This is a genomic window from Streptococcus infantis, from assembly GCF_047460875.1.
GTDB lineage: Bacteria > Bacillota > Bacilli > Lactobacillales > Streptococcaceae > Streptococcus > Streptococcus infantis_AA.
Genome location: NZ_JASHFI010000011.1, coordinates 1 through 26,544, shown reverse-complemented (window position 1 = coordinate 26,544; position 26,544 = coordinate 1). Strand labels below are relative to the sequence as shown.

At 40.5% G+C, this 26,544-nt stretch carries 16 protein-coding genes; all 16 read left to right on the top strand.

Annotation, left to right across the window (positions count from 1 at the left end):
* Positions 1–115: 115 nt before the first annotated feature.
* The gene (locus tag QM887_RS07735) at positions 116–2,095 is read left to right on the top strand and encodes a peptide ABC transporter substrate-binding protein (protein ID WP_414271181.1); all 1,980 of its coding nucleotides are present in this window, start codon (positions 116–118) and stop codon (positions 2,093–2,095) included.
* 65 nt (positions 2,096–2,160) lie between these two features.
* On the top strand, positions 2,161–3,657 hold the full coding sequence (locus QM887_RS07730; protein ID WP_371620815.1) for an ABC transporter permease: 1,497 nt from the start codon (positions 2,161–2,163) through the stop codon (positions 3,655–3,657).
* On the top strand, positions 3,657–4,583 hold the full coding sequence (gene oppC / locus QM887_RS07725; RefSeq protein WP_414271180.1) for an oligopeptide ABC transporter permease OppC: 927 nt from the start codon (positions 3,657–3,659) through the stop codon (positions 4,581–4,583). The genes QM887_RS07730 and oppC overlap by 1 nt, the downstream gene beginning before the upstream one ends.
* An 8-nt stretch (positions 4,584–4,591) precedes the next feature.
* On the top strand, positions 4,592–5,659 hold the full coding sequence (locus tag QM887_RS07720) for an ABC transporter ATP-binding protein (RefSeq protein WP_414271179.1): 1,068 nt from the start codon (positions 4,592–4,594) through the stop codon (positions 5,657–5,659).
* A gap of 10 nt (positions 5,660–5,669) precedes the next feature.
* Positions 5,670–6,596, top strand: a complete 927-nt coding sequence (locus tag QM887_RS07715) for an ATP-binding cassette domain-containing protein (protein ID WP_414271178.1) — start codon at positions 5,670–5,672, stop codon at positions 6,594–6,596.
* 369 nt (positions 6,597–6,965) lie between these two features.
* Positions 6,966–7,949, top strand: coding sequence for an acetylxylan esterase (locus QM887_RS07710; protein ID WP_414271177.1), 984 nt, complete (start codon positions 6,966–6,968; stop codon positions 7,947–7,949).
* A gap of 374 nt (positions 7,950–8,323) precedes the next feature.
* Positions 8,324–12,838 carry an SIALI-17 repeat-containing surface protein gene (locus QM887_RS07705; RefSeq protein ID WP_414271176.1) on the top strand — a complete coding sequence of 1,505 codons (4,515 nt, stop codon included), beginning with the start codon at positions 8,324–8,326 and terminating at the stop codon, positions 12,836–12,838.
* Positions 12,839–13,131: 293 nt separating this feature from the next.
* Positions 13,132–13,830: an N-acetylmannosamine-6-phosphate 2-epimerase gene (locus QM887_RS07700; protein ID WP_075231410.1), complete on the top strand. Its 699-nt coding sequence runs from the start codon at positions 13,132–13,134 to the stop codon at positions 13,828–13,830.
* Between the two features lie 117 nt (positions 13,831–13,947).
* The gene (locus tag QM887_RS07695) at positions 13,948–15,276 is read left to right on the top strand and encodes an ABC transporter substrate-binding protein (RefSeq protein WP_414271175.1); all 1,329 of its coding nucleotides are present in this window, start codon (positions 13,948–13,950) and stop codon (positions 15,274–15,276) included.
* Between the two features lie 231 nt (positions 15,277–15,507).
* Entirely contained in the window at positions 15,508–16,374 is an 867-nt protein-coding gene (locus QM887_RS07690; RefSeq protein WP_075231411.1) for a carbohydrate ABC transporter permease, read from the top strand.
* A gap of 16 nt (positions 16,375–16,390) precedes the next feature.
* Positions 16,391–17,230, top strand: a complete 840-nt coding sequence (locus tag QM887_RS07685) for a carbohydrate ABC transporter permease (protein WP_075229735.1) — start codon at positions 16,391–16,393, stop codon at positions 17,228–17,230.
* Positions 17,231–17,429: 199 nt separating this feature from the next.
* Positions 17,430–17,882, top strand: coding sequence for a YhcH/YjgK/YiaL family protein (locus QM887_RS07680; protein ID WP_075229736.1), 453 nt, complete (start codon positions 17,430–17,432; stop codon positions 17,880–17,882).
* A gap of 20 nt (positions 17,883–17,902) precedes the next feature.
* Positions 17,903–18,553, top strand: a complete 651-nt coding sequence (locus QM887_RS07675; protein ID WP_414271174.1) for a YesL family protein — start codon at positions 17,903–17,905, stop codon at positions 18,551–18,553.
* Between the two features lie 166 nt (positions 18,554–18,719).
* Positions 18,720–19,637: a dihydrodipicolinate synthase family protein gene (locus tag QM887_RS07670; RefSeq protein WP_414271173.1), complete on the top strand. Its 918-nt coding sequence runs from the start codon at positions 18,720–18,722 to the stop codon at positions 19,635–19,637.
* A gap of 15 nt (positions 19,638–19,652) precedes the next feature.
* Positions 19,653–20,537: an ROK family protein gene (locus tag QM887_RS07665; protein WP_414271172.1), complete on the top strand. Its 885-nt coding sequence runs from the start codon at positions 19,653–19,655 to the stop codon at positions 20,535–20,537.
* Between the two features lie 322 nt (positions 20,538–20,859).
* Positions 20,860–26,544: alpha-L-fucosidase (locus tag QM887_RS07660; protein ID WP_414271171.1), on the top strand; the 5,685-nt coding region annotated here is incomplete at its 3' end.

The following is a 26,544-nucleotide window of genomic DNA, read 5'->3' as shown; positions in this document are numbered from 1 at the left end:
TTTTCCGACTTTCAAAATGTGTGCGACAAAATATTCTGAAAATTCGTTTACTTTTTGAAGTGGTTGTGGTATAATAAGCATTATCTTATTAATTTCAAAAGAGGAGTTAAGTAATATGAAAAAAAGTCGGATTTTTGCAGTAGCAGGCGTAGCCCTACTTGCAACAGGTGTTCTCGCGGCTTGCGGTTCTTCAAAATCATCTAATGCTGAGGCTCCAAAAGCATACGGATATGTATATACAGCTGATCCAGAAACTTTGGACTACCTTATCTCTGGTAAGCAAAGTACAAAAGTTGTCACTTCAAATGGTATCGATGGACTCTTTACAAATGATAAATATGGTAACCTCACTCCTGCAGTTGCAGAAGATTGGTCAGTGTCTCAAGATGGATTGACATACACTTATAAGATTCGTAAAGGTGTAAAATGGCTCACAGCTGATGGTGAAGAATATGCAGAAGTAACTGCTAATGACTTTGTTACAGGTTTGAAACACGCAGCTGATAAGAAATCAGAAGCATTGTATCTTGCTCAAGATTCTGTAAAAGGTTTGGCAGATTATGTGGCTGGGAACTCAACTGACTTTTCAACTGTTGGTGTAAAAGCTGTTGATGACTACACTCTTCAATACACTTTGAACAAACCAGAGCCATATTGGAATTCTAAAATGTCTTACGCAATCTTCTGGCCTTTGAATGCAGAGTTTGAAAAATCAAAAGGTTCAGACTTTGGTAAGTCAACAGATCCAACATCATTGCTTTACAATGGTCCTTTCTTGCTTAAAGGATTAACTGCTAAGTCTTCTGTTGAGTTTGTGAAGAATGAGCAATATTGGGATAAAGATAATGTTCACTTAGACACTGTGACGCTTGCATTCTATGATGGTTCAGACCAAGAATCAATCGAACGTAACTTTACAAGTGGTGCATACAGCTACGCCCGTCTCTTCCCAACAAGTTCAAATTATTCTAAAATCGCAGAAACATACAAAGACAACATTTACTATACTCCACAAGGAGCTGGTATTGCTGGTTTGGGTGTTAATATTGACCGTCAAAGCTATAAATATACATCAAAAACAACTGATGATGAAAAGACTTCTACTAAGAAAGCCCTTCTTAACAAAGACTTCCGTCAAGCTTTGAACTTTGCATTTGACCGTACAGCATACTCTGCTCAGATCAATGGTGAAGATGGAGCAGCCCTTGCTGTTCGTAATCTATTTGTAAAACCAGACTTTGTTTCTGCAGGTGAAAAAACATTTGGTGACTTGGTCACTGAGAAAGTTGTTTCTTATGGTGATGAGTGGAAAGATGTAAACTTTGCGGATGGCCAAGATGGTCTTTACAATGCTGATAAAGCGAAAGCAGAATTTGCTAAAGCTAAGAAGACTTTGGAAGCAGATGGCGTGAAATTCCCAATTCATTTGGATATTCCAGTTGACCAAACTGCTAAGAGCTACATTGCGCGTATTCAGTCCTTCAAACAATCTGTTGAAAAAGTTCTTGGTGAAGAAAATGTAATCATCGATATCCAACAAGTAACAAAAGATGAATTATTTAACATCACTTACTATGCTCCGAATGCAGCAGCTGAGGATTGGGATCTTTCAGGTGCCGTTGGATGGAACCCAGACTATCAAGACCCATCAACTTACCTTGATATCTTGCAAACAAGTAACAGCGAGCAAACAAAGACTTATATGGGTTATGACAATCCATCAAATCCAGCAGTTACCCAAGTTGGTTTGAAAGACTACGACAAGTTGCTTGAAGAAGCTGGTAATGAAACAAGTGACCTTAACAAACGTTATGAGAAATATGCAGCAGCTCAAGCTTGGTTGACAGATAGCTCACTCTTCCTTCCAGCTATGTCATCTTCAGGAGCAGCGCCAGTTATTTCTCGTGTAGTACCATTCTCGGCCTCTTACACTCAATCTGGTGATAAAGGTTCAGATGTATACTTCAAGTACCTTAAATTGCAAGCTAACACTGTAACAACCAAAGAGTACAAAGAAGCTCGTGAAAAATGGCTCAAAGAAAAAGCTGAATCAAACGAAAAAGCTCAAAAAGAGTTAGCGAGTCATGTGAAATAAATAATGCTCATCAGAACTTTCTCTCCTAAAGGAGAAGGTTCTTTTGGGATTTTAAAGGAAATAATATGAAAAAATATGTTTTTATGCGTATCTTGCGGTCGTTGGTTTCTATTTTCTTAGTAACGACCTTGATTTACACAATCATCTATACGATGGTTCCACGGAAGTTGATCTTCAAACAAGATACTAACTACAATAAAATTGCAACCACAGCTGATAAACGTGATAACTATGAAAATACCGTCTTTGAGCGTATGGGTTATATCGAATATTATGATACGAAAGAGTTGCAGGAAAAAGCTAGTAGCATTGACTCTTCTGTTACAGTAGATGCAAATGATACAAATAAAGCAATCTATGAAAAATATATCCAACAACTTGGGAATGGTTGGACTCTAGGTGAGTTTACAGAGAGTGGACAATTCTACGCTACACGTGAAATTCCTATTTTTGAACGTGTGTTTAAATTCTATGCAAACTTGCTTGATATTGACCATACAAACAAGATCCAAGACCCTGAGAATCCTAACTTAGAGCGTTATTTGCGCTTTGAGAATGATCCTGCTATCGGTTGGTCTCTTGTGGGTTCAGGTACTAAACACAAATACCTCTTGTACTTCAATAGTCAGTTCCCATTTGTTCACCAAAACTTTGTCAACTTGAACCTAGGAGATTCTTATCCAACTTATGCAAATACTCCTGTTCTTCAAGTTATTACACAAGGACAAGGACAAACGAAGACTTCTGAAGTTCAATTCCCAACTGGTAAGAAAACATCATCAGTAAATATTTACTCAAGAACTTATAAATCTCCGAGTCAAGCTGATGCTCGTGAAGTAGCCAACTACGGTAAAGATGATCCATATACAGCTACTGAGAGCAACTATCAGTACCCATCTATGATTGCAAGTTCTGCTATCACTGGTTTGATTGGTCTTGCGATTTCATATGCGATTGCGATTCCTCTTGGTTCAGCAATGGCTCGTTTCAAAAACACTTGGATTGATAGTTTCTCAACAGGGACTCTAACGTTCTTGTTGGCTCTTCCAACGATTGCCCTAGTCTATATTATTCGTTTGATTGGTTCTTCAATCGGCTTCCCAGACTCATTCCCAATCTTGGGTGCTGGTGATTGGCGTTCTTATGTCCTTCCTGCAGTGATTCTGGGCTTGCTAGGAGCACCTACTATGGCAATTTGGATTCGCCGTTATATGATTGACTTGCAATCACAAGATTTCGTTCGTTTTGCTCGTGCTAAAGGTTTGTCTGAGAAAGAGATTTCTGATAAGCACATCTTTAAAAATGCTATGGTACCACTCGTTTCTGGTATCCCAGGCTCAATTATTGGTGTTATTGGTGGAGCAACTCTTACTGAAACAGTCTTTGCCTTCCCAGGTATGGGTAAAATGTTGATCGACTCTGTAAAAGCTTCAAACAATAATATGGTAGTTGGTCTCGTCTTTATCTTCACTTGTGTCTCAATCTTCTCAAACCTTATTGGAGATATTTGGATGACCATTATTGACCCACGTATTAAATTGACAGAGAAAGGAGGCAAATAATGTCTACAATTAGTAATGAAAAATTTCAGTTTGTAAAACGTGATGATTATGCCTCTGAAGCAATTGATGCTCCTGCCTATTCATACTGGGGTTCTGTTTTTAGACAATTTTTGAAGAAGAAATCAACAGTAATCATGCTAGGTATCTTGATTGCAGTTGTTTTGATGAGTTTCATTTACCCAATGTTCTCTGATTTTGACTTCAATGATGTAAGTAAGGTAAATGATTTTAGCGCTCGTTACATTAAACCAAATGCTGAGCATTGGTTTGGTACAGATAGTAATGGTAAATCTCTCTTTGATGGTGTCTGGTTTGGAGCTCGTAATTCTATCTTGATTTCTGTCATTGCGACCTTTGTCAACCTTTTTATCGGTGTTGTCATTGGTGGAATTTGGGGGATCTCAAAATCAGTTGACCGTATCATGATGGAGGTCTACAACGTTATCAACAATATCCCATCACTTTTGATCGTTATTGTTTTGACTTACTCTATCGGTGCAGGTTTCTGGAACTTGATTTTTGCCATGAGTGTAACAACCTGGATTAATGTTGCTCACTCAATTCGTATCCAAATGTTACGATACCGTGATTTAGAGTATAACCTTGCTTCACGAACCTTGGGAACACCAAGTTATAAGATTATTGTGAAAAACATTATGCCACAATTGGTATCTGTTATTGTTACGAGTACGTCGCAAATGCTTCCAGCCTTTATCTCATATGAAGCTTTCTTATCATTCTTTGGACTTGGATTGCCGATTACAGTTCCTAGCTTGGGTCGTTTGATTTCAGATTACTCTCAAAACGTAACGACAAATGCATACCTCTTCTGGATTCCATTGACAACTTTGGTCTTGGTATCCTTGTCACTGTTCGTTGTTGGTCAAAACCTAGCGGATGCTAGTGATCCACGTACACATAGATAGGAGTAGACATGATAAAAGGAAAAAATGTAATTTTGACTGCTCAAGATATTGTCGTGGAATTTGATGTTCGTGACAAGATTTTGACAGCTATTCGAGGTGTCTCCATCGATTTGATTGAGGGAGAGGTCCTCGCGTTAGTTGGGGAGTCAGGTTCAGGTAAATCAGTTTTGACAAAAACATTCACAGGAATGTTGGAAGAAAATGGTCGTGTTGCACAAGGTAGTATTAATTACCGAGGACAAGATTTGACAACCTTATCTTCTCATAAAGAATGGGAAAGTATTCGTGGTGCGAAGATTGCAACTATCTTCCAAGATCCGATGACCAGTCTAGACCCTATCAAGACAATCGGAAGTCAAATCACAGAAGTTATTGTTAAACACCAAGGCAAGACTGCGCAAGAAGCTAAAGAGATGGCTATTGACTATATGAATAAAGTTGGTATTCCAGATTCTGAGAAACGTTTTGACGAGTATCCTTTCCAATATTCTGGGGGAATGCGTCAACGTATCGTTATCGCGATTGCTCTTGCTTGTCGTCCAGACATTCTTATCTGTGATGAGCCGACAACAGCTCTTGACGTGACCATTCAGGCACAGATTATTGATTTGTTGAAGTCACTTCAACACGAATACCACTTTACAACAATCTTTATCACCCACGACCTAGGTGTCGTAGCAAGTATCGCTGATAAAGTTGCAGTTATGTATGCTGGTGAAATTGTTGAATATGGTACTGTTGAAGAAATCTTCTACGACCCACGTCATCCATATACATGGAGCCTCTTGTCAAGCTTGCCACAACTTGCGGATGACAAAGGTGAATTGTACTCAATCCCTGGAACACCTCCATCGCTTTATACTGAATTGAAGGGAGATGCTTTTGCTCTTCGTTCAGATTATGCTATGAAGATTGACTTCGAGGAAAAAGCACCTCAGTTTGCAGTATCTGATACTCATTGGGCTAAGACATGGTTGCTTCATGAACAAGCTCCAAAAGTTGAAAAACCATCGGTGATTGCAGATTTACACGACAAGATTCGTGAAAAGATGGGCTTTACACATCTTGAGGACTAGGAGGAAGGAAATGTCTGAAAAATTAGTAGAAATTAAAGACTTAGAGATTTCCTTCGGTGAAGGAAGTAAAAAGTTTGTAGCTGTTAAGAATGCCAATTTCTTTATCAACAAAGGAGAAACTTTCTCACTTGTTGGAGAGTCTGGAAGTGGTAAGACAACGATTGGTCGTGCTATTATCGGTCTTAATGACACCAGCAATGGGGACATCATTTTTGAAGGGCAAAAAATTAACGGAAAGAAATCACGTGAACAAGCTTCGGAGTTAATCCGTCGAATTCAGATGATTTTCCAAGACCCAGCAGCTAGCTTGAATGAGCGTGCAACCGTTGACTACATTATCTCTGAAGGTCTATACAACTATCATCTGTTTAAAGATGAGGAAGAAAGAAAAGAAAAAGTTCAAAATATCATTCGTGAAGTTGGACTTTTGGCAGAACACTTGACACGTTATCCACATGAGTTCTCAGGTGGACAACGTCAACGTATTGGTATCGCTCGTGCCTTGGTTATGCAACCAGACTTTGTTATTGCTGATGAGCCAATTTCAGCCTTGGACGTTTCTGTTCGTGCCCAAGTGTTGAACTTGCTTAAGAAATTCCAAAAGGAATTGGGCTTGACTTATCTCTTTATTGCCCATGACTTGTCAGTGGTTCGTTTTATCTCTGATCGTATCGCGGTAATTTACAAGGGTGTCATTGTTGAGGTAGCTGAGACGGAAGAATTGTTTAACAATCCAATCCATCCCTATACTCAAGCTCTCCTATCAGCAGTTCCAATCCCTGATCCGATCTTGGAACGTAAAAAAGTCTTGAAAGTCTATGATCCAGATCAACATGACTATGAGACTGATAAGCCGTCAATGGTTGAAATTCGTCCAGGTCATTATGTTTGGGGGAACCAAGCTGAGTTGGAACGTTATAAAAATAATTTGAAATAAGAAAAAGTTTTATAATCTTGATAGATCTAGTCTATGGAGATTATGAAACTTTTTTTGTAGGAAAGGAATCACTTAAAAAGAAAAGCGATAAGCAAAGACAAGTCTAAAAGTTGATAAAGTAGGAAGATCAACGAAATAAAGTAAATGGTAGGAAAAAAGCAAGGCAATCCTACAGAACTTTGAAAGTCAAAAAGTGCTAATGACTTATCTTGCTCGCTCTTTGAGAAGATAGTTTTATAAAACTACTTTCAGACTAGCATCGCTGAAGCTGCAAAATTAAAATCACTTTCTATTTAAGAATCTACCTTGCATTGCCTTACTTTGTGTGCTAGAGTTATGATAACGGTTACAAAAATTAAGGAGAATTATATGAGAAACCCAGCATTAATGGAAGAAATGGAAACTTACAGAGGAAGAGATGAAGTTCCACAAGACTTTGACGCTTTTTGGGATGGTGAGATTGATAAGGTTTCGGTCTTGCCAGATTACCAACTAGAGGAACGTGATTTTCATATTCCCAATGTGAAGTGTTATGAGTTAAGCTTTAAGGGTACCCGTGATGGCCTTGTTTATGCGCGTATAGTCTTGCCAAAATCAGAAAAGAAAGTACCTGTCATTTTCCACTTCCATGGCTATATGGGACGTTGCTGGGATTGGACAGATATGCTAGCTTTTACAGTAGCTGGTTATGGTGTTGTATCTATGGATGTAAGAGGGCAGTCTGGTTATTCACAAGATGGCTTGCGTTCACCTCTCGGAAATACAGTTAAGGGCCAAATCATCCGTGGTGCAGTAGAAGGAAAAGAGCAACTCTTCTATAAGGATGTTTATCTTGATATTTATCAATTGATTGAGATTATAGCTAGTCTCCCTCAAGTAGATGAGGGGCAATTGGCTAGTTATGGAGCTTCTCAAGGAGGGGCACTAGCTCTAGTGGCTGCGGGGCTAAATCCACGTATCAAACGTACAGTTGCTATTTATCCATTCTTATCAGACTTTAGACGAGTGCTAGAGATTGGAAATACCAGCGAAGCCTATGATGAGCTCTTTCGTTACTTTAAGTTCCATGATCCTTTCCACGAAACAGAAGAGCAGATTATGGAGACGCTCGCCTATATCGATGTAAAAAATCTTGCCCATCGCATTAAGGGGGAAGTTCGAATGATTACTGGGCTTGATGACGATGTTTGCTATCCAATCACTCAGTTTGCTATCTACAATCGTTTGACTTGTGAGAAGAGCTATCGCCTGATGCCAGAATACGCACACGAAGCTATGAACGTCCATGTTAATGATCAAGTTTACAATTGGTTGTGTGGCAGTGAAATCCCATTTACCTATGTAGGTCAATAAAGGCTTAGGAAGAAGTACCCTGTGATTTTGAATGAATTACAGGGTTCTTTTCAATATATTTGGATGGCAAGAAAGTAGTTTCAAATAGTTTGATTCTTCCAAATATATTTGAAAGTAGAATCTATTGTAGATTGATTTGACTAAAATTTGTAATATTTATTATATAATAAGTGTAATATCAATTATGAAAGGAGCAAAATCTGTTGTATTTCTTCATAAAAAGTGGAAATTTATGTCATGCAACAGTAGTTCACAGTAAAAAGGATGGGATTCTCCATTCAATATTTCAGTTTCTTTTGCTACTTTAGCCTCGGTGGCATAAAATTTTAAGCAAAAAAGAAAGCGCTTTATTTTTTAAAAACGGAAGGGAAAATATGAATCAGAGACATTTTGATAGAAAACAGCGGTACGGAATTCGAAAATTTGCAGTTGGAGCAGCTTCAGTAGTGATTGGAGCAGTTGTTTTTGGTGCTTCACCTGCTTTTGCTCAAGAGGCGCCATCAACGAATGGTGAAACAGCGGGGCAATCTTTGCCAGAATTGCCTAAGGAAGTAGAGACAGGAAATCTGACGAATCTCGATAAGGAACTCGCAGACAAATTGGCAACGGCAACAGATAAGGGCACAGAAGTAAACCGTGAAGAGCTGAAAGCAAACCCAGGGTCTGAAAAACCAACAGAAACAGAAGCATCAAACGAAACTCCAGCTACAGAGAGTGAAGACGAAGAAGAGGTTGGAAAAATTCCTCGTGACTTTTATGCAAGAGAGTTGGGAAATGCCAATACTGTTATAGAGAAGGAAGATGTTGAAACCAATCCTTCAAACGGTCAAAGAGTTGACATGAAGGAGGAGCTAGACAAACTTAAAAAACTTCAAAATGCGACAATTCATATGGAGTTTAAGCCAGATGCATCTGCTCCACGTTTTTACAACCTCTTCTCAGTCTCTAGTGATACCAAAGTAAATGAGTATTTCACTATGGCCATCCTTGATAACACAGCTATCGTTGAAGGTCGTGATGCCAATGGCAACCAATTCTATGGTGATTATAAAACTGCTCCTTTGAAGATTAAGCCAGGTGAGTGGAACTCTGTAACCTTTACAGTTGAAAGACCAAATGCAGACCAACCAAAAGGTCAAGTTCGCGTCTATGTAAATGGTGTCTTGTCGCGCACAAGTCCTCAGTCTGGTCGCTTCATCCAAGACATGCCAGATGTTAATCATGTACAAATCGGTACAACAAAACGCACAGGCAAAAACTTCTGGGGCGCCAATCTTAAAGTCCGTAATCTAACTGTTTATGACCGTGCTCTTTCTCCAGAAGAAGTTAAAAAACGTAGCCAACTTTTTGAAAGAGGAGAGTTGGAGAAGAAACTTCCTGAAGGAGCAGAAGTTACTGATAAACTGGATGTTTTTGAAGGTGGTGAGAACCGCAAGCCAAATAAAGATGGTATCGCGAGCTACCGCATTCCAGCCTTGCTGAAAACTGATAAGGGAACCTTAATTGCTGGTGCAGACGAGAGACGTTTGCATCACTCTGACTGGGGTGATATCGGTATGGTCATTCGTCGTAGTGATGATAAGGGCAAAACCTGGGGAGATAGAATTGTTATCTCAAATCCTCGCGACAATGAGAAGGCTAAGAGAGCTCATGCGGGCTCACCAGTCAACATTGACATGGCCCTAGTCCAAGATCCAAAGACGAAGCGAATCTTTGCCATTTATGATATGTTCGTAGAAGGTGAAGCTGTTAGAGATTTGCCAGGAAAAGCGCCACAAGCCTATGAGAAAATTGGTGACAAGGTATACCAAGTCTTGTACAAACAAGGTGATGCAGGACGTTATACCATTCGTGAAAATGGCGAAGTTTTTGACCCTGAAAATAGAAAGACAGAATACCGTGTTGTAGTTGATCCTAAGAAACCAGCCTATAGTGATAAGGGTGATCTATACAAGGGTGAGGAACTGATTGGTAATGTCTACTTCGATTATAGCGACAAGAATATCTTTAGAGTTTCAAACACCAACTATCTCTGGATGTCTTATAGCGATGACGATGGAAAAACTTGGTCTGCACCTAAAGATATTACATACGGTATTCGTAAGGACTGGATGCACTTCTTAGGTACTGGACCTGGTACAGGTATTGCCTTACATTCAGGACCTCATAAAGGGCGTCTTGTTATCCCTGCCTACACTACAAATAACGTATCCTACCTAAGTGGTTCTCAGTCTTCACGCGTCATTTACTCAGATGACCATGGTGAAACTTGGCACGCTGGTGAAGCTGTCAATGATAACCGCCCAGTAGGCAACCAAACAATTCACTCTTCAACTATGAATAATCCAGGTGCTCAAAATACTGAGTCAACTGTTGTTCAGTTGAATAATGGGGATCTCAAACTCTTCATGCGTGGATTGACAGGTGATCTTCAAGTAGCGACAAGTAAAGATGGCGGAGCAACTTGGGAAAAAGATGTAAAACGCTATTCAGATGTCAAAGACGTCTACGTTCAAATGTCTGCCATTCATACGGTGCACGATGGTAAGGAATATATCATCCTCAGTAATGCAGGTGGGCCAGGACGTTACAATGGTCTGGTGCACTTGGCACGTGTGGAAGCTAATGGAGACCTAACTTGGCTCAAGCACAATCCAATTCAAAGTGGTAAATTTGCTTATAACTCCTTGCAAGATCTTGGAAATGGCGAATTTGGCTTGCTTTATGAGCATGCGACTGCCACTCAAAATGAATACACCTTGTCTTATAAGAAATTTAACTGGGATTTCTTAAGCAAGGATAGAATTGCTCCAACAAAAGCAACTGTGAAAAATGCTGTGGAGATGAGCAAAAATGTCATCGCTTTAGAATTTGATTCTGAAGTATTGGTGAATCAGCCACCAGTTCTTAAACTGGCAAATGGGAATTTTGCTACCTTCTTGACGCAGTATGATTCAAAAACCTTGTTATTTGCAGCTAGCAAGGAAGATATTGGTCAAGAAATTACAGAAATCATTGATGGTGCAATTGAGAGCATGCATAATTTGCCTGTAAGTCTTGAAGGGGCAGGAGTCCCTGGTGGGAAAAATGGCGCAAAAGCAGAAATCCATGAAGTTCCAGAATTTACAGGCGCAGTCAATGGTGAAGGTACAGTTCATGAGGATCTAGCCTTTGAAGGTGGCGTCAACGGTGAGGAAGCAGCAATTCATGATTTTCCAGAATTCGAAGGCGGTGTCAATGGTGAGGAAGCAGCCGTTCATGAAATTCCAGAAATAGAAGTTGAAGAAAATCCACCGGGAACTATTAATGAAGTCCCAGAATTCGAAGGTGGCGTCAATGGTGCCGAAGCAGCAGTCCATGAAGTCTTAGACTTCGAGGGTGGCGTCAATGGTGAAGAAGCAGCAGTCCATGAAGTTCCAGAATATATTCCAGTGGAAACTTCAAAAGGAGAAGCAGCTGTTCATGAAATTTCAGACTTTGAAGGTGGTGTCAATGGCGATGAAGGAGCTAAGGCAGAGAGTCCAGAGTTCGAAGGTGGCGTCAATGCAGTAGAAGCGGCTAAGTCAGACACATCAGACTTTGAAGGCGGCGTCAATGGTGAGGAAGGAGCTAAGGCAGAGAGTCCAGAGTTCGAAGGCGGCGTCAATGCAGTAGAAGCAGCCAAGTCAGACACATCAGACTTTGAAGGTGGTGTCAATGGCGATGAAGGAGCTAAGGCAGAGAGTCCAGAGTTCGAAGGTGGTGTCAATGGTGAGGAAGCAGCTAAGTCAGACACATCAGACTTTGAAGGTGGTGTCAATGGCGATGAAGGAGCTAAAGCAGAGAGCCCAGAGTTCGAAGGTGGCGTCAATGCAGTAGAAGCAGCTAAGTCAGACACATCAGATTTTGAAGGTGGTGTCAATGGCGATGAAGGAGCTAAGTCAGAGAGTCCAGAGTTCGAGGGCGGAGTCAATGCTGTAGAAGCAGCTAAGTCAGACGCATCAGACTTTGAAGGCGGAGTCAATGGCGATGAAGGAGCTAAGTCAGAGAGCCCAGAGTTCGAAGGCGGTGTGAACGGAGTAGAAGCAGCTAAGTCAGACACATCAGACTTTGAAGGTGGTGTCAATGGCGAAGAAGAAGCTAAGGCAGAGAGTCCGGAGTTCGAAGGCGGTGTGAATGGAGTAGAAGCAGCTAAGTCAGACGCATCAGACTTTGAAGGCGGAGTCAATGGCGATGAAGGAGCTAAGTCAGAGAGCCCAGAGTTCGAAGGCGGTGTGAATGGAGTAGAAGCAGCTAAGTCAGACGCATCAGACTTTGAAGGCGGCGTTAATGCAGTAGAAGCAGCAAGCTCAGAACTTCCAGCCTATGAAGGTGGCGTGAATGGAGTAGAAGCAGCAAGTTTAGAACTTCCAGCCTATGAAGGTGGTGTGAATGGAGTAGAAGCAGCAATTTCAGAACTTCCAGCCTATGAAGGTGGCGTGAATGGAGTAGAAGCAGCAAGCTCAGAACTTCCAGCCTATGAAGGTGGCGTGAATGGAGTAGAAGCAGCTGTACATGATATACCTGAATTCATTGGAGGAATAAATGGCGAAGCGACAGTACATGAAGTTCCAGAATTTAGTGGTAGTGTCAACGCAGTAGAAACAGCAAGAGCAGAATCTCCAGAATTTGTAGGCGGTGTCAATGGTGCAGAAGCAGCTGTACATGAAGTCCCAGAATTCAAAGGTGAGCAAGAGATTGTGGTTCAGACCATGTCGCAAGACAAGACCTATCAGGCACCAGCAGCGCCTGCAATACATCAGCAAGCACTTCCTGAAACTGGAAGTGAAGATGCTGCAACTCTTGCAAGTGTAGGACTTGTGGGGATGCTTCTTGGCATGTTTGCCATGGGCAAGAAAAAAGAATATTAGTGCAATAGATAAACTTAAAGGTTTTATAGAGAAACTTGCTCTTTAATAGAAAGGGTCGTAACCAGAAGGTGTTACGGCCTTTTTCTTTCGTTTTTACGAGTAAAAAGTGACGTTTTCAAGGCTTTGAGAAGTACTAGGCAGAATTTTAAACGTCTGAAACTACTTTCAGGATGAATTGTTGCATAAAATTGTTTTGAAACTTCAATCTATTCTAGTACAAAATATTGAAAGCGTTTTAATAATGAGCTATAATAGTCACATAAGCACAAAGAAAAAGAAAAGGAGGAAAGTGGATGCCACAAATTAGTAAAGAAGCATTGATTGAACAGATTAAAGATGGAATCATTGTTTCTTGCCAGGCTCTTCCTCATGAACCGCTCTACACAGAAGCGGGAGGAGTAATCCCCTTGCTAGTCAAAGCAGCAGAGCAAGGTGGAGCGGTTGGTATTCGGGCAAACAGTGTCCGAGATATCAAGGAAATCAAGGAAGTTACAAAACTTCCCATTATCGGGATCATCAAGCGAGACTACCCACCACAAGAACCATTCATTACTGCTACAATGAAGGAAGTGGATGAATTAGCTGCACTTGATATCGAAGTTATCGCTCTTGACTGTACTAAGCGTGAACGTTATGACGGCTTAGAGATTCAAGAATTTATTCGCCAAGTGAAGGAAAAATATCCAAATCAATTATTGATGGCGGATACAAGTACCTTTGAAGAAGGCTTAACAGCAGTAGAGGCAGGAATTGACTTTGTCGGTACAACTCTATCAGGTTACACTTCTTACAGTCCAAAAGTGGATGGCCCAGATTTTGAACTTATCAAAAAGCTCTGCGACGCAGGGGTAGATGTCATTGCTGAAGGAAAAATTCACACACCAGAACAAGCTAAGCAAATCCTAGGCTATGGAGTGCGAGGCATCGTTGTAGGTGGCGCTATTACTAGACCAAAAGAGATTACGGAACGCTTCGTTGCCGGTCTTAAGTAACATAATATTAAAAACGAGGAGAGTGGTTGATTAGTAGGAAAAAATGAAAACGTATACAAAGTCGACATTGCTCTTTATCCAATTCGGATACGCTTAACATCATTTAGGAGAATACAAATGAAATTTAGAAAACTAGCTTGTACAGTACTTGCGGGTGCTGCGGTTCTATCACTTGCTGCTTGTGGCAAATCAGACGCTAACAAAGATGCTGCCAAATCAGGCGATGCAGCAGCAACAACAGAAATTACTTGGTGGGCATTCCCGGTATTTACTCAAGAAAAATCTGGTGACGGTGTTGGAACTTATGAAAAATCTATCATCGAAGCTTTCGAAAAAGCAAATCCAGATATCAAAGTTAAACTAGAAACAATCGACTTCAAATCTGGACCAGAAAAAATCACAACAGCTATCGAAGCTGGTACAGCTCCAGATGTACTTTTCGATGCACCAGGTCGTATCATCAATTACGGTAAAAATGGTAAATTGGCTGAGTTGAATGACCTCTTTACAGATGAATTTGTGAAAGATGTTAACAACGAAAACATCGTACAAGCAAGTAAAGCTGGTGACAAAGCATACATGTATCCAATCAGTTCTGCACCATTCTACATGGCTATGAACAAGAAAATGTTGGAAGATGCTGGTGTAGCTAACCTTGTTAAAGAAGGTTGGACAACTGATGATTTTGAAAAAGTCTTGAAAGCACTTAAAGATAAAGGATACACTCCAGGTTCATTGTTCAGTTCTGGTCAAGGGGGAGACCAAGGAACACGTGCCTTCATCTCTAACCTTTACGGCGGTTCTGTAACTGATAAAGAAGTAACTAAATATACAACTGATGATCCTAAATTCGTTAAAGGTCTTGAAAAAGCAGCTAGCTGGATCAAAGATGGTTTGTTGAATAACGGTTCACAATTTGACGGTGGAGCAGACATCCAAAACTTTGCAAACGGTCAAACTTCATACACAATCCTTTGGGCACCAGCTCAAAACGGTATCCAAGCTAAACTTTTGGAAGCAAGTAAAGTTGAAGTGGTAGAAGTACCATTCCCATCTGATTCTGGCAAACCAGCTCTTGAATACCTTGTAAACGGATTTGCAGTATTTAATAACAAAGATGAAAAGAAAGTTGCTGCAGCTAAGAAATTCATCCAATTCATCGCAGATGATAAAGAGTGGGGTCCTAAAGACGTAGTTCGTACAGGAGCATTCCCAGTTCGTACTTCATTTGGTAAACTATACGACGACAAACGTATGGAAACAATCAGTGGTTGGACTCAATACTACTCTCCATACTACAACACAATCGACGGATTTGCTGAAATGAGAACTCTATGGTTCCCAATGTTGCAAGCAGTATCTAATGGTGACCAAGAACCTGCTGCAGCTTTGAAGGCATTCACTGAAAAAGCGAATGAAACAATCAAAAAAGCAGCTAAACAATAAGCCCTAAATAAAAAGTAAAATCCCCCCTTTTCCCTGTGCACATTTGTGTACGAAAAGGGGGAGTTTTGTTTAAAAAATGTAAGAAACTGACAGGTCAAAATTAAAATGAAGTTCTTACATAGGCTAATCTTGAAAAATTTCATTTTGATTTTACATCAATGTCAGACGACAATCAAAAAACAAAAACTATTTGAAAGTGAGGTGCCGACTGTGAAAGTCAATAAAATCCGTATGCGGGAAACAGTTATTTCCTACGCATTCTTAGCACCAGTATTAATCTTCTTTACCGTCTTCGTCTTAGCTCCAATGATCATGGGCTTCATCACTAGTTTCTTTAACTACTCGATGACTAGCTTTGAGTTTGTGGGATTGGACAACTACATCCGCATGTTTAAAGACCCTGTCTTTACAAAATCTTTGATCAACACCGTTATCTTGGTTATCGGATCTGTACCGGTCGTTGTACTCTTTTCACTTTTTGTGGCATCACAAACCTACCAACAAAATGCGGTTGCTAGATCTTTCTACCGTTTCGTATTCTTCCTACCTGTTGTTACTGGTAGTGTTGCTGTTACGGTTGTTTGGAAATGGATCTACGATCCACTATCAGGTATTTTGAACTTTGTCCTTAAGTCGAGCAACATTATCAGCCAGAACATTTCTTGGCTCGGAGATAAAAACTGGGCTTTGCTTGCGATTATGATTATCCTTTTGACAACTTCTGTTGGTCAACCGATTATCCTTTACATCGCGGCAATGGGAAATATTGACAACTCACTGGTTGAAGCGGCGCGTGTTGATGGCGCTACTGAGTTTCAAGTTTTCTGGAAGATTAAATGGCCAAGTCTGCTTCCGACAACTCTTTATATCGCAATCATCACAACGATTAACTCATTCCAGTGTTTCGCCCTCATTCAGCTTTTGACATCTGGTGGACCAAACTACTCAACAAGTACACTTATGTACTACCTTTACGAAAAAGCCTTCCAATTGACAGAATACGGTTATGCTAATACCATCGGTGTCTTCTTGGCAATCATGATTGCTATCGTAAGCTTTGTTCAATTCAAAGTGCTTGGAAACGACGTAGAATACTAAGAGAAAGGAGACAGCTATGCAATCTACACAAAAGAAACCTTTAACAGCCTTCACTGTTATTTCAACTATCATTTTGCTCTTGTTGACTGTACTCTTCATCTTTCCATTCTACTGGATCTTGACAGGTGCATTCAAATCACAACCGGATACCATTATGATTCCACCACAATGGTTCCCTAAAGCTCCAACTATGGAGAACTTCCAACAATTGATGGTGCAAAACCCAGCCTTGCAATGGATGTGGAACTCAGTCTTCATTTCCTTGGTAACTATGTTCTTGGTTTGTGCAACTTCATCTCTAGCAGGTTATGTATTGGCTAAGAAACGTTTCTATGGTCAACGCATCCTCTTTGCAATCTTTATCGCAGCCATGGCTCTTCCAAAACAAGTTGTCCTTGTACCATTGGTACGTATCGTCAACTTCATGGGAATCCATGACACTCTTTGGGCAGTTATCTTGCCTTTGATTGGATGGCCATTTGGGGTCTTCCTTATGAAACAGTTCAGTGAAAACATTCCGACAGAATTGCTGGAATCTGCTAAAATCGATGGATGCGGCGAGATTCGTACATTCTGGAGCGTAGCCTTCCCTATCGTGAAGCCTGGATTTGCAGCCCTTGCAATCTTTACCTTCATCAATACTTGGAATGACTACTTCATGCAGTTGGTAATGTTGACTTCACGCAACAATTTGACCATCTCACTCGGGGTTGCAACTATGCAGGCCGAGATGGCAACTAACTATGGATTAATCATGGCAGGTGCTGCTCTTGCAGCTGTGCCAATCGTAACAGTCTTCCTTGTCTTCCAAAAATCATTTACTCAAGGTATTACTATGGGAGCCGTTAAAGGTTAATACTCTGCGAAAATTGAATATAGTACAATCTGTTTATCAGTATGCAGAAGTATAGTTGATAGACTAAGAGAATACAGCATATATAAGTGTCTACAAAATGGAGAGGAGTTGCTTACTTCATGAAGTTTTGTTAGACACTTATAAACTTACTAGCCAGACATTTCTTGTCTGAAGCTAACAATCAAGTAAAGGAATTACTATGATTTTTGATGATTTAAAAAATATCACCTTTTATAAAGGAATTCACCCAAATCTGGACAAGGCTATTGATTATCTCTATGAGCATCGAAAAGAGTCTTTTGAACTTGGGAAATATGAGATTGACGGAGATAAGGTTTTTCTAGTTGTACAAGAAAATGTCCTTAACCAAGAAGAAAATGATCGCTTTGAGCATCATAAAAACTATGCAGACTTGCATTTATTGGTAGAAGGTCATGAGTATTCAAGCTATGGGTCTCGTGTTAAAGACGAGGCAGTAGCTTTTGACGAGGCAAGTGATATCGGCTTCGTCCATTGTCATGAACAATACCCACTTTTATTGGGTTATCACAACTTTGCGATTTTCTTTCCAGGGGAACCTCATCAGCCAAATGGTTATGCTGGCATGGAAGACAAGGTTCGCAAACATTTGTTTAAAATTTTAATTGATTAGTAAGTTAGGAGGAGCAAACAATGGCGCAGAAAGGATCTGGATTACTCAAGGCAGCATTTGATACGGATAATGTTCTCATGCGTTTTAGTGAAAAGGTTTTGGATATCGTGACTGCGAATCTACTCTTTGTTGTGTCTTGTTTGCCTATTGTGACCATCGGAGTAGCTAAGATTAGTCTCTACCAAACCATGTTCGAAATCAAGAAAAGTCGAAGAGTACCCGTCTTTAAAATCTATATTAGAGCCTTCAAGCAAAACTTGAGATTGGGGCTTCAACTAGGTTTGTTGGAATTGGGGATTGTTCTGATTAGTTTTCTTGACTTGTATCTATTTTGGGGACAAGCAGGTCTAGCTTTTCAGGTGCTGAAAGCTATCTGTCTAGGGATCTTAATCTTTTTAACATTAGTGATGTTAGCAAGTTATCCTATCGCAGCGCGTTACGAATTGACTTGGAAAGAAGTGCTTCAAAAGGGCTTGCTCTTAGTGAGTTTCAACTTCCCTTGGTTCTTCTTGATGCTTGCAATCCTCTTCTTAATCGTAATGGTTCTTTATGTATCGGGCTTTACTCTTGTACTGGGTGGATCTGCCTTTCTACTATTTGGCTTTGGCCTCCTTGCCTTTTGGCAGACGGGCTTGATTGAAAAATTATTTGCCAAATACCAATCAGAATGAAAGTGAGATGAAACTACTTTCAATTGAGAAAATATTCAAACAATAACTAGAAATTAAAATCTAAGTGATCAGAATGTATTGAAAGCGGTTTTTGCAAGGTGTATACTTAAACAGTAAAGAAGTAATCTGCCCAGAGCGGAAAATAAAAAAATCTTAGGAGAAATCTATGTCAGATTTAAAAAAATATGAAGGTGTCATTCCTGCCTTCTACGCATGTTATGATGATGCGGGTGAAGTTAGCCCAGAACGTACTCGTACCTTGGTACAATACTTTATTGATAAAGGTGTTCAAGGACTTTACGTTAATGGTTCTTCAGGTGAGTGTATCTACCAAAGTGTAGAAGACCGTAAATTGATCTTAGAAGAAGTCATGGCAGTTGCTAAAGGTAAATTGACCATCATTGCTCATGTGGCTTGCAACAATACCAAAGACAGTATCGAACTTGCTCGCCATGCTGAAAGCTTGGGGGTAGATGCTATTGCAACAATCCCACCAATTTACTTCCGTTTGCCTGAGTACTCAGTTGCTAAATACTGGAACGACATCAGTGCGGCAGCACCAAATACAGACTACGTTATCTACAACATTCCTCAATTGGCAGGTGTTGCCTTGACTCCAAGTCTTTACACAGAAATGTTGAAAAACCCACGTGTCATTGGTGTTAAAAATTCTTCAATGCCAGTTCAAGATATCCAAACATTCGTTAGCCTTGGTGGTGATGATCATATCGTCTTTAATGGTCCAGACGAACAATTCCTAGGCGGACGTCTCATGGGAGCAAAAGCTGGTATCGGTGGTACTTATGGTGCTATGCCAGAACTCTTCTTGAAACTCAACCAATTGATTGCAGATAAAGACCTAGAAACAGCGCGTGAATTGCAATACGCTATCAACGCTATCATCGGTAAATTAACTGCAGCTCATGGGAATATGTACGGCGTTATCAAAGAAGTCTTGAAAATCAATGAAGGACTTAATATCGGATCAGTTCGTTCTCCACTTACACCAGTGACCGAAGAAGATCGTCCAGTTGTAGAAGCAGCTGCTCAATTGATTCGTGAAACTAAGGAGCGTTTCCTCTAATCAATAGGAGGCTTTATGACTAATTATGTTGCAATTGATATTGGTGGAACTAATATCAAATACGGTTTGATTGACCAAGATGGACAACTTGTAGAGTCTCACGAAGTAGCAACTGAGGCTCATAAAGGTGGTCCCCACATTTTACAAAAAACAAAAGATATCGTAGCTAGCTATCTAGAAAAAGGTCCAGTGTCAGGTGTCGCCATTTCCTCTGCGGGAATGGTTGACCCTGATAAGGGTGAGATTTTCTATGCAGGTCCACAGATTCCAAATTATGCCGGAACCCAATTTAAAAAGGAAATTGAAGGAAGTTTTGGAATTCCTTGTGAAATTGAAAATGATGTCAACTGTGCAGGGCTAGCAGAAGCTGTTTCTGGTTCTGGAAAAGGTGCAGGAATAACGCTTTGTTTGACCATCGGAACAGGTATCGGCGGTTGCTTAATCATTGACGGCCAGATTTTCCATGGCTTTAGTAATTCTGCCTGTGAAGTTGGCTATATGCATATGCAAGATGGGGCTTTCCAAGATTTAGCTTCTACAACTGCCTTGGTTGAGTATGTAGCTAAGGCTCATGGTGAAGAAGTAGCCCATTGGAATGGTCGTAGAATTTTCAAAGAAGCTACAGAAGGCAATAAACTCTGTATGGAGGGAATTGACCGTATGGTAGACTATCTTGGGAAAGGTCTTGCTAACATTTGTTATGTTGCCAATCCAGAGGTTGTTATACTAGGTGGTGGTATTATGGGGCAGGAAGCGATTTTGAAACCGAAAATTCGTACAGCTCTGAAAGATGCGCTTGTTCCAAGTTTAGCGGAAAAAACAAGATTAGAGTTTGCGCGTCATCAAAATACTGCGGGTATGCTTGGAGCTTACTATCACTTCAAAACAAAACAATCCTAAGCTGGCCTTGCCACTTTAGGATTTTTTAGTGGTAAATAGTGGCAAAAGCATTTAGTAAAAATCTAGTTAAAACTTTGGAAACCCTTGCATTTTTCAGGATAATATAGTATATTTATTATACTGCTGAAACTCTAGGTAAAATTTTTGCTAGTTTGAGCCTTATTTTATTTTCAAAAAATGTAAGCGATTTCTCTATGAGAGCTTACCTAAAAATAAATAGCTTAGGAGCAGAGTTTTAAGTTAGGGAATCAAACAAAAAATGTCGCCAGCTAAAGCTGGGCTTGGGCAGTAGCTGACTGCTCTAGAATAGTAGGAGTATTTGATGAAACAATATTTTTTAGAAAAAGGTAGAATATTTAGTATTCGTAAACTGACTGTTGGTGTTGCTTCTGTCGCAGTTGGTCTTGCTTTTTTTGCTTCTGGGAATGTTTCGGCTAATGAAATCGTAACAGAACCAAAACTTGAAGTAGATAGTCAAGCAAAAGAAGTGGCAGATAAAAGCCCGGAAACTCTAGACGCTGTCAAAGAAGTAGCTGAAAACCCAGCTCCTCTTGTAAAAAATGCAGTAGAAGAATCAGGTGATTTACTCCCTGAAGAAATTCCTGATCGTGCTTATCCTGATACACCAGTGAAAAAAATGGATACTTCAGCCATTGTTTCAGAGAAAGAAAGTCCACAAGTAGAGACTAAGAGCATTTTGAAACCTACAGAAGTGGCTCCATCTGAAGGTGAAAAAGAAAATAGAGCCATTATCAATGGTGGACAAGACCTTAAGCATATCAATTATGAAGGTCAACCGGCTACATCAGCAGCGATGGTTTATACAATTTTCAGTTCACCTCTAGCAGGTGGTGGAACTCAGCGTTACCTCAATTCTGGATCTGGTATCTTTGTCGCTCCAAATATCATGTTGACAGTGGCTCATAATTTCTTGAAGAAGGATGCCGAAACCAATGCTGGTAATATCTTAGGTGGTGATACTGCTAAGTTCTATTACAATGTCGGATCTAATACTCCAAAAGAAAGATCTCTACCAACTTCAGGAAAAACTGTTTTGTTCCAAGAAAAGGACATCCATTTCTGGAATAAAGAAAAGTTTGGTGAAGGATACAAAAATGACCTAGCCTTGGTTGTTGCACCAGTTCCAGTACAGATTGCAAGCCCAAATAAGGCTGCAACCTTTACTCCTTTAGCTGAATACCGTACCTATAACCCTGGTGAGCCAGTTAGCACGATCGGCTACCCAACAGATTCTACTTCTCCAGAATTGAAAGAACCAATCGTACCTGGTCAATTGTATAAGGCTGACGGTGTCGTTAAAGGTACTGAAAAATATGATGATAAGGGAACTGTTGGTGTCACTTATCGTTTGACTTCTGTATCAGGTCTTTCTGGTGGCGGTATCATCAACGGTGATGGTAAAGTTATCGGTATTCACCAACGTGGAACTGTTGACAATATGAACATTGCTGAAAAAGACCGCTTCGGTGGAGGTCTTGTCTTGTCTCCAGAACAACTAGCATGGGCTAAAGGCATCATTGATAAATACGGTGTTAAAGGCTGGTATCAAGGCGATAATGGTAGCCGTTATTATTTCACTCCAGAAGGGAAAATGCTCAGAAATGAGACGGCTGTAATTGGTGAAAACAAATATTCATTCGATGAAAGTGGTGTAGCAACTCTTCTTGAAGGTGTTGAATATGGACGAGTTGTTATCGAACACGTAGACCAGAAAGATAATCCAGTCAAAGAAAACGATACTTTTGTTGAAAAGACAGAAGTTGGAGCTCAATTTGACTATAACTATAAAACAGAAATTGAGAAGACTGACTTCTACAAGAAGAACAAAGACAAATATGAGATTGTCTCAATTGATGGCAAAGCTGTCAACAAGCAATTAAAAGATGCTTGGGGAGATGATTATAGCGTTGTGAGCAAGGCTCCTGCAGGAACTCGCGTCATCAAGGTTGTTTATAAAGTCAATAAAGGTTCCTTCGACATTCGTTACCGCTTGAAAGGTACAGATCAAGAATTGGCACCTGCCACTGTTGACAACAATGAAGGTAAAGAATATGAAGTTTCCTTTGTTCACAGATTCCAAGCCAAAGAAATTGCAGGCTACCGTGCAGTCAACTCAAGCCAAGAAGCAACAATCCAACACAAAGGAGTGAACCAAGTTATTTTTGAATACGAAAAAATTGAAGATCCAAAACCAGTAACACCAGTCACTCCAGCAGTTGATCCAAAAGATGAAGAAACAGAAATTGCTGCATATGGACCACTTCCAAGCAAGGCTCAATTGGACTACCACAAGGAAGAATTGGCTGCCTTTATCCACTATGGTATGAATACTTATACCAACTCTGAGTGGGGAAATGGTAGAGAAAATCCTCAAAACTTTAACCCAACTAACCTTGATACAGACCAGTGGATTAAGACTTTGAAGGATGCCGGGTTCAAACGAACAATCATGGTTGTAAAACACCACGATGGATTTGTAATCTATCCTTCTCAATACACAAAACATACCGTGGCTGCAAGTCCATGGAAAGATGGTAAGGGTGACCTTCTCGAAGAAATCTCTAAATCAGCGACTAAGTATGACATGAATATGGGTGTTTACCTATCACCATGGGATGCTAACCATCCTAAATATCATGTTTCAACTGAAAAAGAGTACAACGAATACTACCTCAACCAGCTCAAGGAAATCCTTGGCAATCCTAAATACGGAAATAATGGTAAGTTTATCGAAGTTTGGATGGACGGAGCGCGTGGTAGCGGAGCTCAAAAAGTAACCTACACCTTTGACAAGTGGTTCGAGTACATCAAGAAAGCTGAAGGAGATATCGCTATCTTCTCTGCTCAACCAACAAGTGTACGTTGGATCGGGAATGAACGTGGTATCGCTGGAGATCCAGTTTGGCATAAGGTTAAGAAAGCTAAAATCACTGACGATGTGAAGAATGAATATCTCAACCACGGGGATCCAGAAGGAGATATGTACTCTGTAGGTGAAGCAGACGTTTCTATCCGTTCAGGTTGGTTCTACCATGACAATCAACAACCAAAATCAATCAAAGATTTGATGGATATCTACTTCAAGTCTGTTGGTCGTGGAACGCCGCTTCTTCTCAATATTCCACCTAATAAAGAAGGTAAATTCGCAGATGCAGACGTGGCTCGCTTGAAAGAATTCCGAGCAACCTTGGATCAAATGTATGCGACTGACTTTGCTAAGGGTGCAACTGTAACTGCAAGCTCTACTCGTAAGAATCACTTGTATCAAGCAAGCCACCTAACAGATGGTAAGGATGATACTAGCTGGGCATTAGCAAATGATGCTAAGACAGGTGAATTTACTGTCGATCTTGGTCAAAAGAGACGCTTTGACGTGATTGAACTCAAAGAAGATATCGCTAAAGGTCAGCGTATCTCTGGCTTCAAGGTTGAAGTTGAACTCAATGGCCGTTGGGTACCATACGGTGAAGGCTCAACTGTTGGTTATCGTCGCCTAATCCAAGGTCAACCAGTAGAAGCACAAAAGATTCGCGTGACTATTACTGGTGCGCAAGCAACACCTATTTTGACAAACTTCTCTGTTTATAAGACACCAAGCAGTATCGAGAAGACAGATGGTTACCCTCTTGGATTGGACTACCATTCAAATACAACAGCAGATAAAGCAAATACAACTTGGTATGACGAATCTGAAGGTATCCGCGGAACATCTATGTGGACTAACCAAAAAGATGCAAGCGTAACTTACCGTTTCAACGGAACTAAGGCTTATGTCGTATCTACAGTGGATCCAAACCACGGTGAAATGTCGGTTTACGTTGATGGTCAAAAGGTTGCAGACGTACAAACCAATAATGCAGCTCGTAAACGTAGCCAGATGGTTTATGAAACAGATGACTTGGCTCCAGGTGAACATACCATTAAACTCGTCAACAAAACTGGCAAAGCAATTGCAACTGAAGGTATCTACACGCTCAACAATGCTGGTAAAGGTATGTTTGAGTTGAAAGAAACAACCTATGAAGTTCAAAAAGGTCAACCAGTTACTGTAACCATCAAACGTGTTGGTGGTAGCAAGGGAGCTGCAAAAGTTCATGTCGTGACTGAGCCAGGAACAGGGGTTCACGGTAAGGTTTATAAAGATACAACTGCTGATTTGACCTTCCAAGATGGTGAAACAGAAAAGACTTTGACAATCCCGACAATTGACTTTACTGAACAAGCTGATTCAATCTTTGACTTTAAAGTGAAAATGACTAGCGCATCAGACGATGCCTTGCTTGGATTTGCAACTGAAGCAACTGTTCGAGTAATGAAGGCTGAATTGCTTCAAAAAGATCAAGTAAGTCACGATGATCAGGCCAGTCAACTTGACTATAGCCAAGGTTGGCACCATGAAACCAATTCTTCTGGTAAATATCAAAACACTGAGTCTTGGGCATCATTTGGTCGTTTGACTGAAGAGCAAAAGAAAAATACTAGCGTAACAGCTTACTTCTACGGAACAGGTCTTGAAATCAAAGGTTTTGTTGATCCTGGACATGGTATCTACAAGGTTACTCTAGATGGTAAAGAACTTGAGTATCAAGATGGTCAAGGAAATGCCACTGATGTCAATGGCAAGAAGTACTTCAGTGGTACAGCAGCTACACGCCAAGGCGATCAGACTCTTGTTCGTTTGACTGGGCTAGAAGAAGGTTGGCATGCTGTAACCTTACAATTGGATCCAAAACGAAATGATACTTCTAGAAATATTGGTATCCAAGTTGACCAGTTCATCACTCGTGGTAAAGATAGCGCTCTTTATACCAAAGAAGAATTAGTTCAAGCTATGAAGAACTGGAAGGATGAATTGGCTAAATTTGACCAAACAAGCTTGAAGAACACTCCAGAGGCGCGTCAAGCCTTCAAGTCAAACTTGGACAAAATATCAGAACAACTTTCAGCAAGCACTGTCAATGCGCAAGAGTTGATGCTGACAGCCACAACCTTACAAGCTATCCTTGATAAGGAAGACAACTACGGTTCAGATGACACACCGACACCAGACCAGCCAGAGGAGCCAAACTACGACAAGGCTATGGCAAGTCTGGCAGAAGCGATTGAAAGAAAGACTAAAGAACTTGGCGATGATAAGGAAGCTAAGAAGAAATTAGTTGAGTTGGCCGAACAAGCTCTTACTGCTATCCAGGAAGCTAAGACTCAGGATGCAGTAGATAAGGCTTTGGAGAATGCTCTAGCTGGTATTAATCAGCTTCAAGCGACTCCAAAAGAGGATCCAAAACCAGAAGAACCAAGCAAACCAGAAGAGCCAACCATCGACTACGACAAGGCTATGGCAAGTCTGGCAGAAGCGATTGAAAGAAAGACTAAAGAACTTGGTGCTGATAAGGAAGCTAAGAAGAAACTTGTAGAACTTACAGAGCAAGCTATCACAGCGATTCAAGAAGCTAAAACTCAGGATGCAGTAGATAAGGCTTTGGCAACTGGTCTAGCTGCTATCAATCAGCTTCAAGCGACTCCGAAAGAGGATCCAAAACCAGAAGAACCAAGCAAACCAGAAGAGTCAACCATCGACTACGACAAGGCTATGGCAAGTCTGGGAGAAGCGATCGAAAGAAAGACTAAAGAACTTGGTGACGATAAAGAAGCTAAGAAGAAATTAGTTGAGTTGGCAGAGCAAGCTGTTTCAGCTATTCAAGAAGCTAAGACTCAAGATGCAGTAGATAAGGCTTTGGGAAATGCTCTAGCTGGTATCAATCAACTTCAAGCGACTCCGAAAGAGGAACCAAAACCAGAAGAACCAAGCAAACCAGAAGAGCCAACCATCGACTACGACAAAGCTATGGCAAGTCTGGCAGAAGCGATCGAAAGAAAGACTAAAGAACTTGGTGACGATAAAGAAGCTAAGAAGAAATTAGTTGAGTTGGCAGAGCAAGCTGTTTCAGCTATTCAAGAAGCTAAGACTCAAGATGCAGTAGATAAG

Coding starts and splice junctions, on each gene's coding strand:
- QM887_RS07705 (WP_414271176.1), top strand. CDS start 8,324: ATGAATCAGAGACATTTTGATAGAAAACAGCGGTACGGAATTCGAAAA.
- QM887_RS07690 (WP_075231411.1), top strand. CDS start 15,508: ATGCGGGAAACAGTTATTTCCTACGCATTCTTAGCACCAGTATTAATC.
- QM887_RS07720 (WP_414271179.1), top strand. CDS start 4,592: ATGATAAAAGGAAAAAATGTAATTTTGACTGCTCAAGATATTGTCGTG.
- QM887_RS07700 (WP_075231410.1), top strand. CDS start 13,132: ATGCCACAAATTAGTAAAGAAGCATTGATTGAACAGATTAAAGATGGA.
- QM887_RS07715 (WP_414271178.1), top strand. CDS start 5,670: ATGTCTGAAAAATTAGTAGAAATTAAAGACTTAGAGATTTCCTTCGGT.
- QM887_RS07680 (WP_075229736.1), top strand. CDS start 17,430: ATGATTTTTGATGATTTAAAAAATATCACCTTTTATAAAGGAATTCAC.
- QM887_RS07695 (WP_414271175.1), top strand. CDS start 13,948: ATGAAATTTAGAAAACTAGCTTGTACAGTACTTGCGGGTGCTGCGGTT.
- QM887_RS07735 (WP_414271181.1), top strand. CDS start 116: ATGAAAAAAAGTCGGATTTTTGCAGTAGCAGGCGTAGCCCTACTTGCA.
- QM887_RS07730 (WP_371620815.1), top strand. CDS start 2,161: ATGAAAAAATATGTTTTTATGCGTATCTTGCGGTCGTTGGTTTCTATT.
- QM887_RS07665 (WP_414271172.1), top strand. CDS start 19,653: ATGACTAATTATGTTGCAATTGATATTGGTGGAACTAATATCAAATAC.
- QM887_RS07670 (WP_414271173.1), top strand. CDS start 18,720: ATGTCAGATTTAAAAAAATATGAAGGTGTCATTCCTGCCTTCTACGCA.
- QM887_RS07710 (WP_414271177.1), top strand. CDS start 6,966: ATGAGAAACCCAGCATTAATGGAAGAAATGGAAACTTACAGAGGAAGA.
- QM887_RS07675 (WP_414271174.1), top strand. CDS start 17,903: ATGGCGCAGAAAGGATCTGGATTACTCAAGGCAGCATTTGATACGGAT.
- QM887_RS07685 (WP_075229735.1), top strand. CDS start 16,391: ATGCAATCTACACAAAAGAAACCTTTAACAGCCTTCACTGTTATTTCA.
- oppC (WP_414271180.1), top strand. CDS start 3,657: ATGTCTACAATTAGTAATGAAAAATTTCAGTTTGTAAAACGTGATGAT.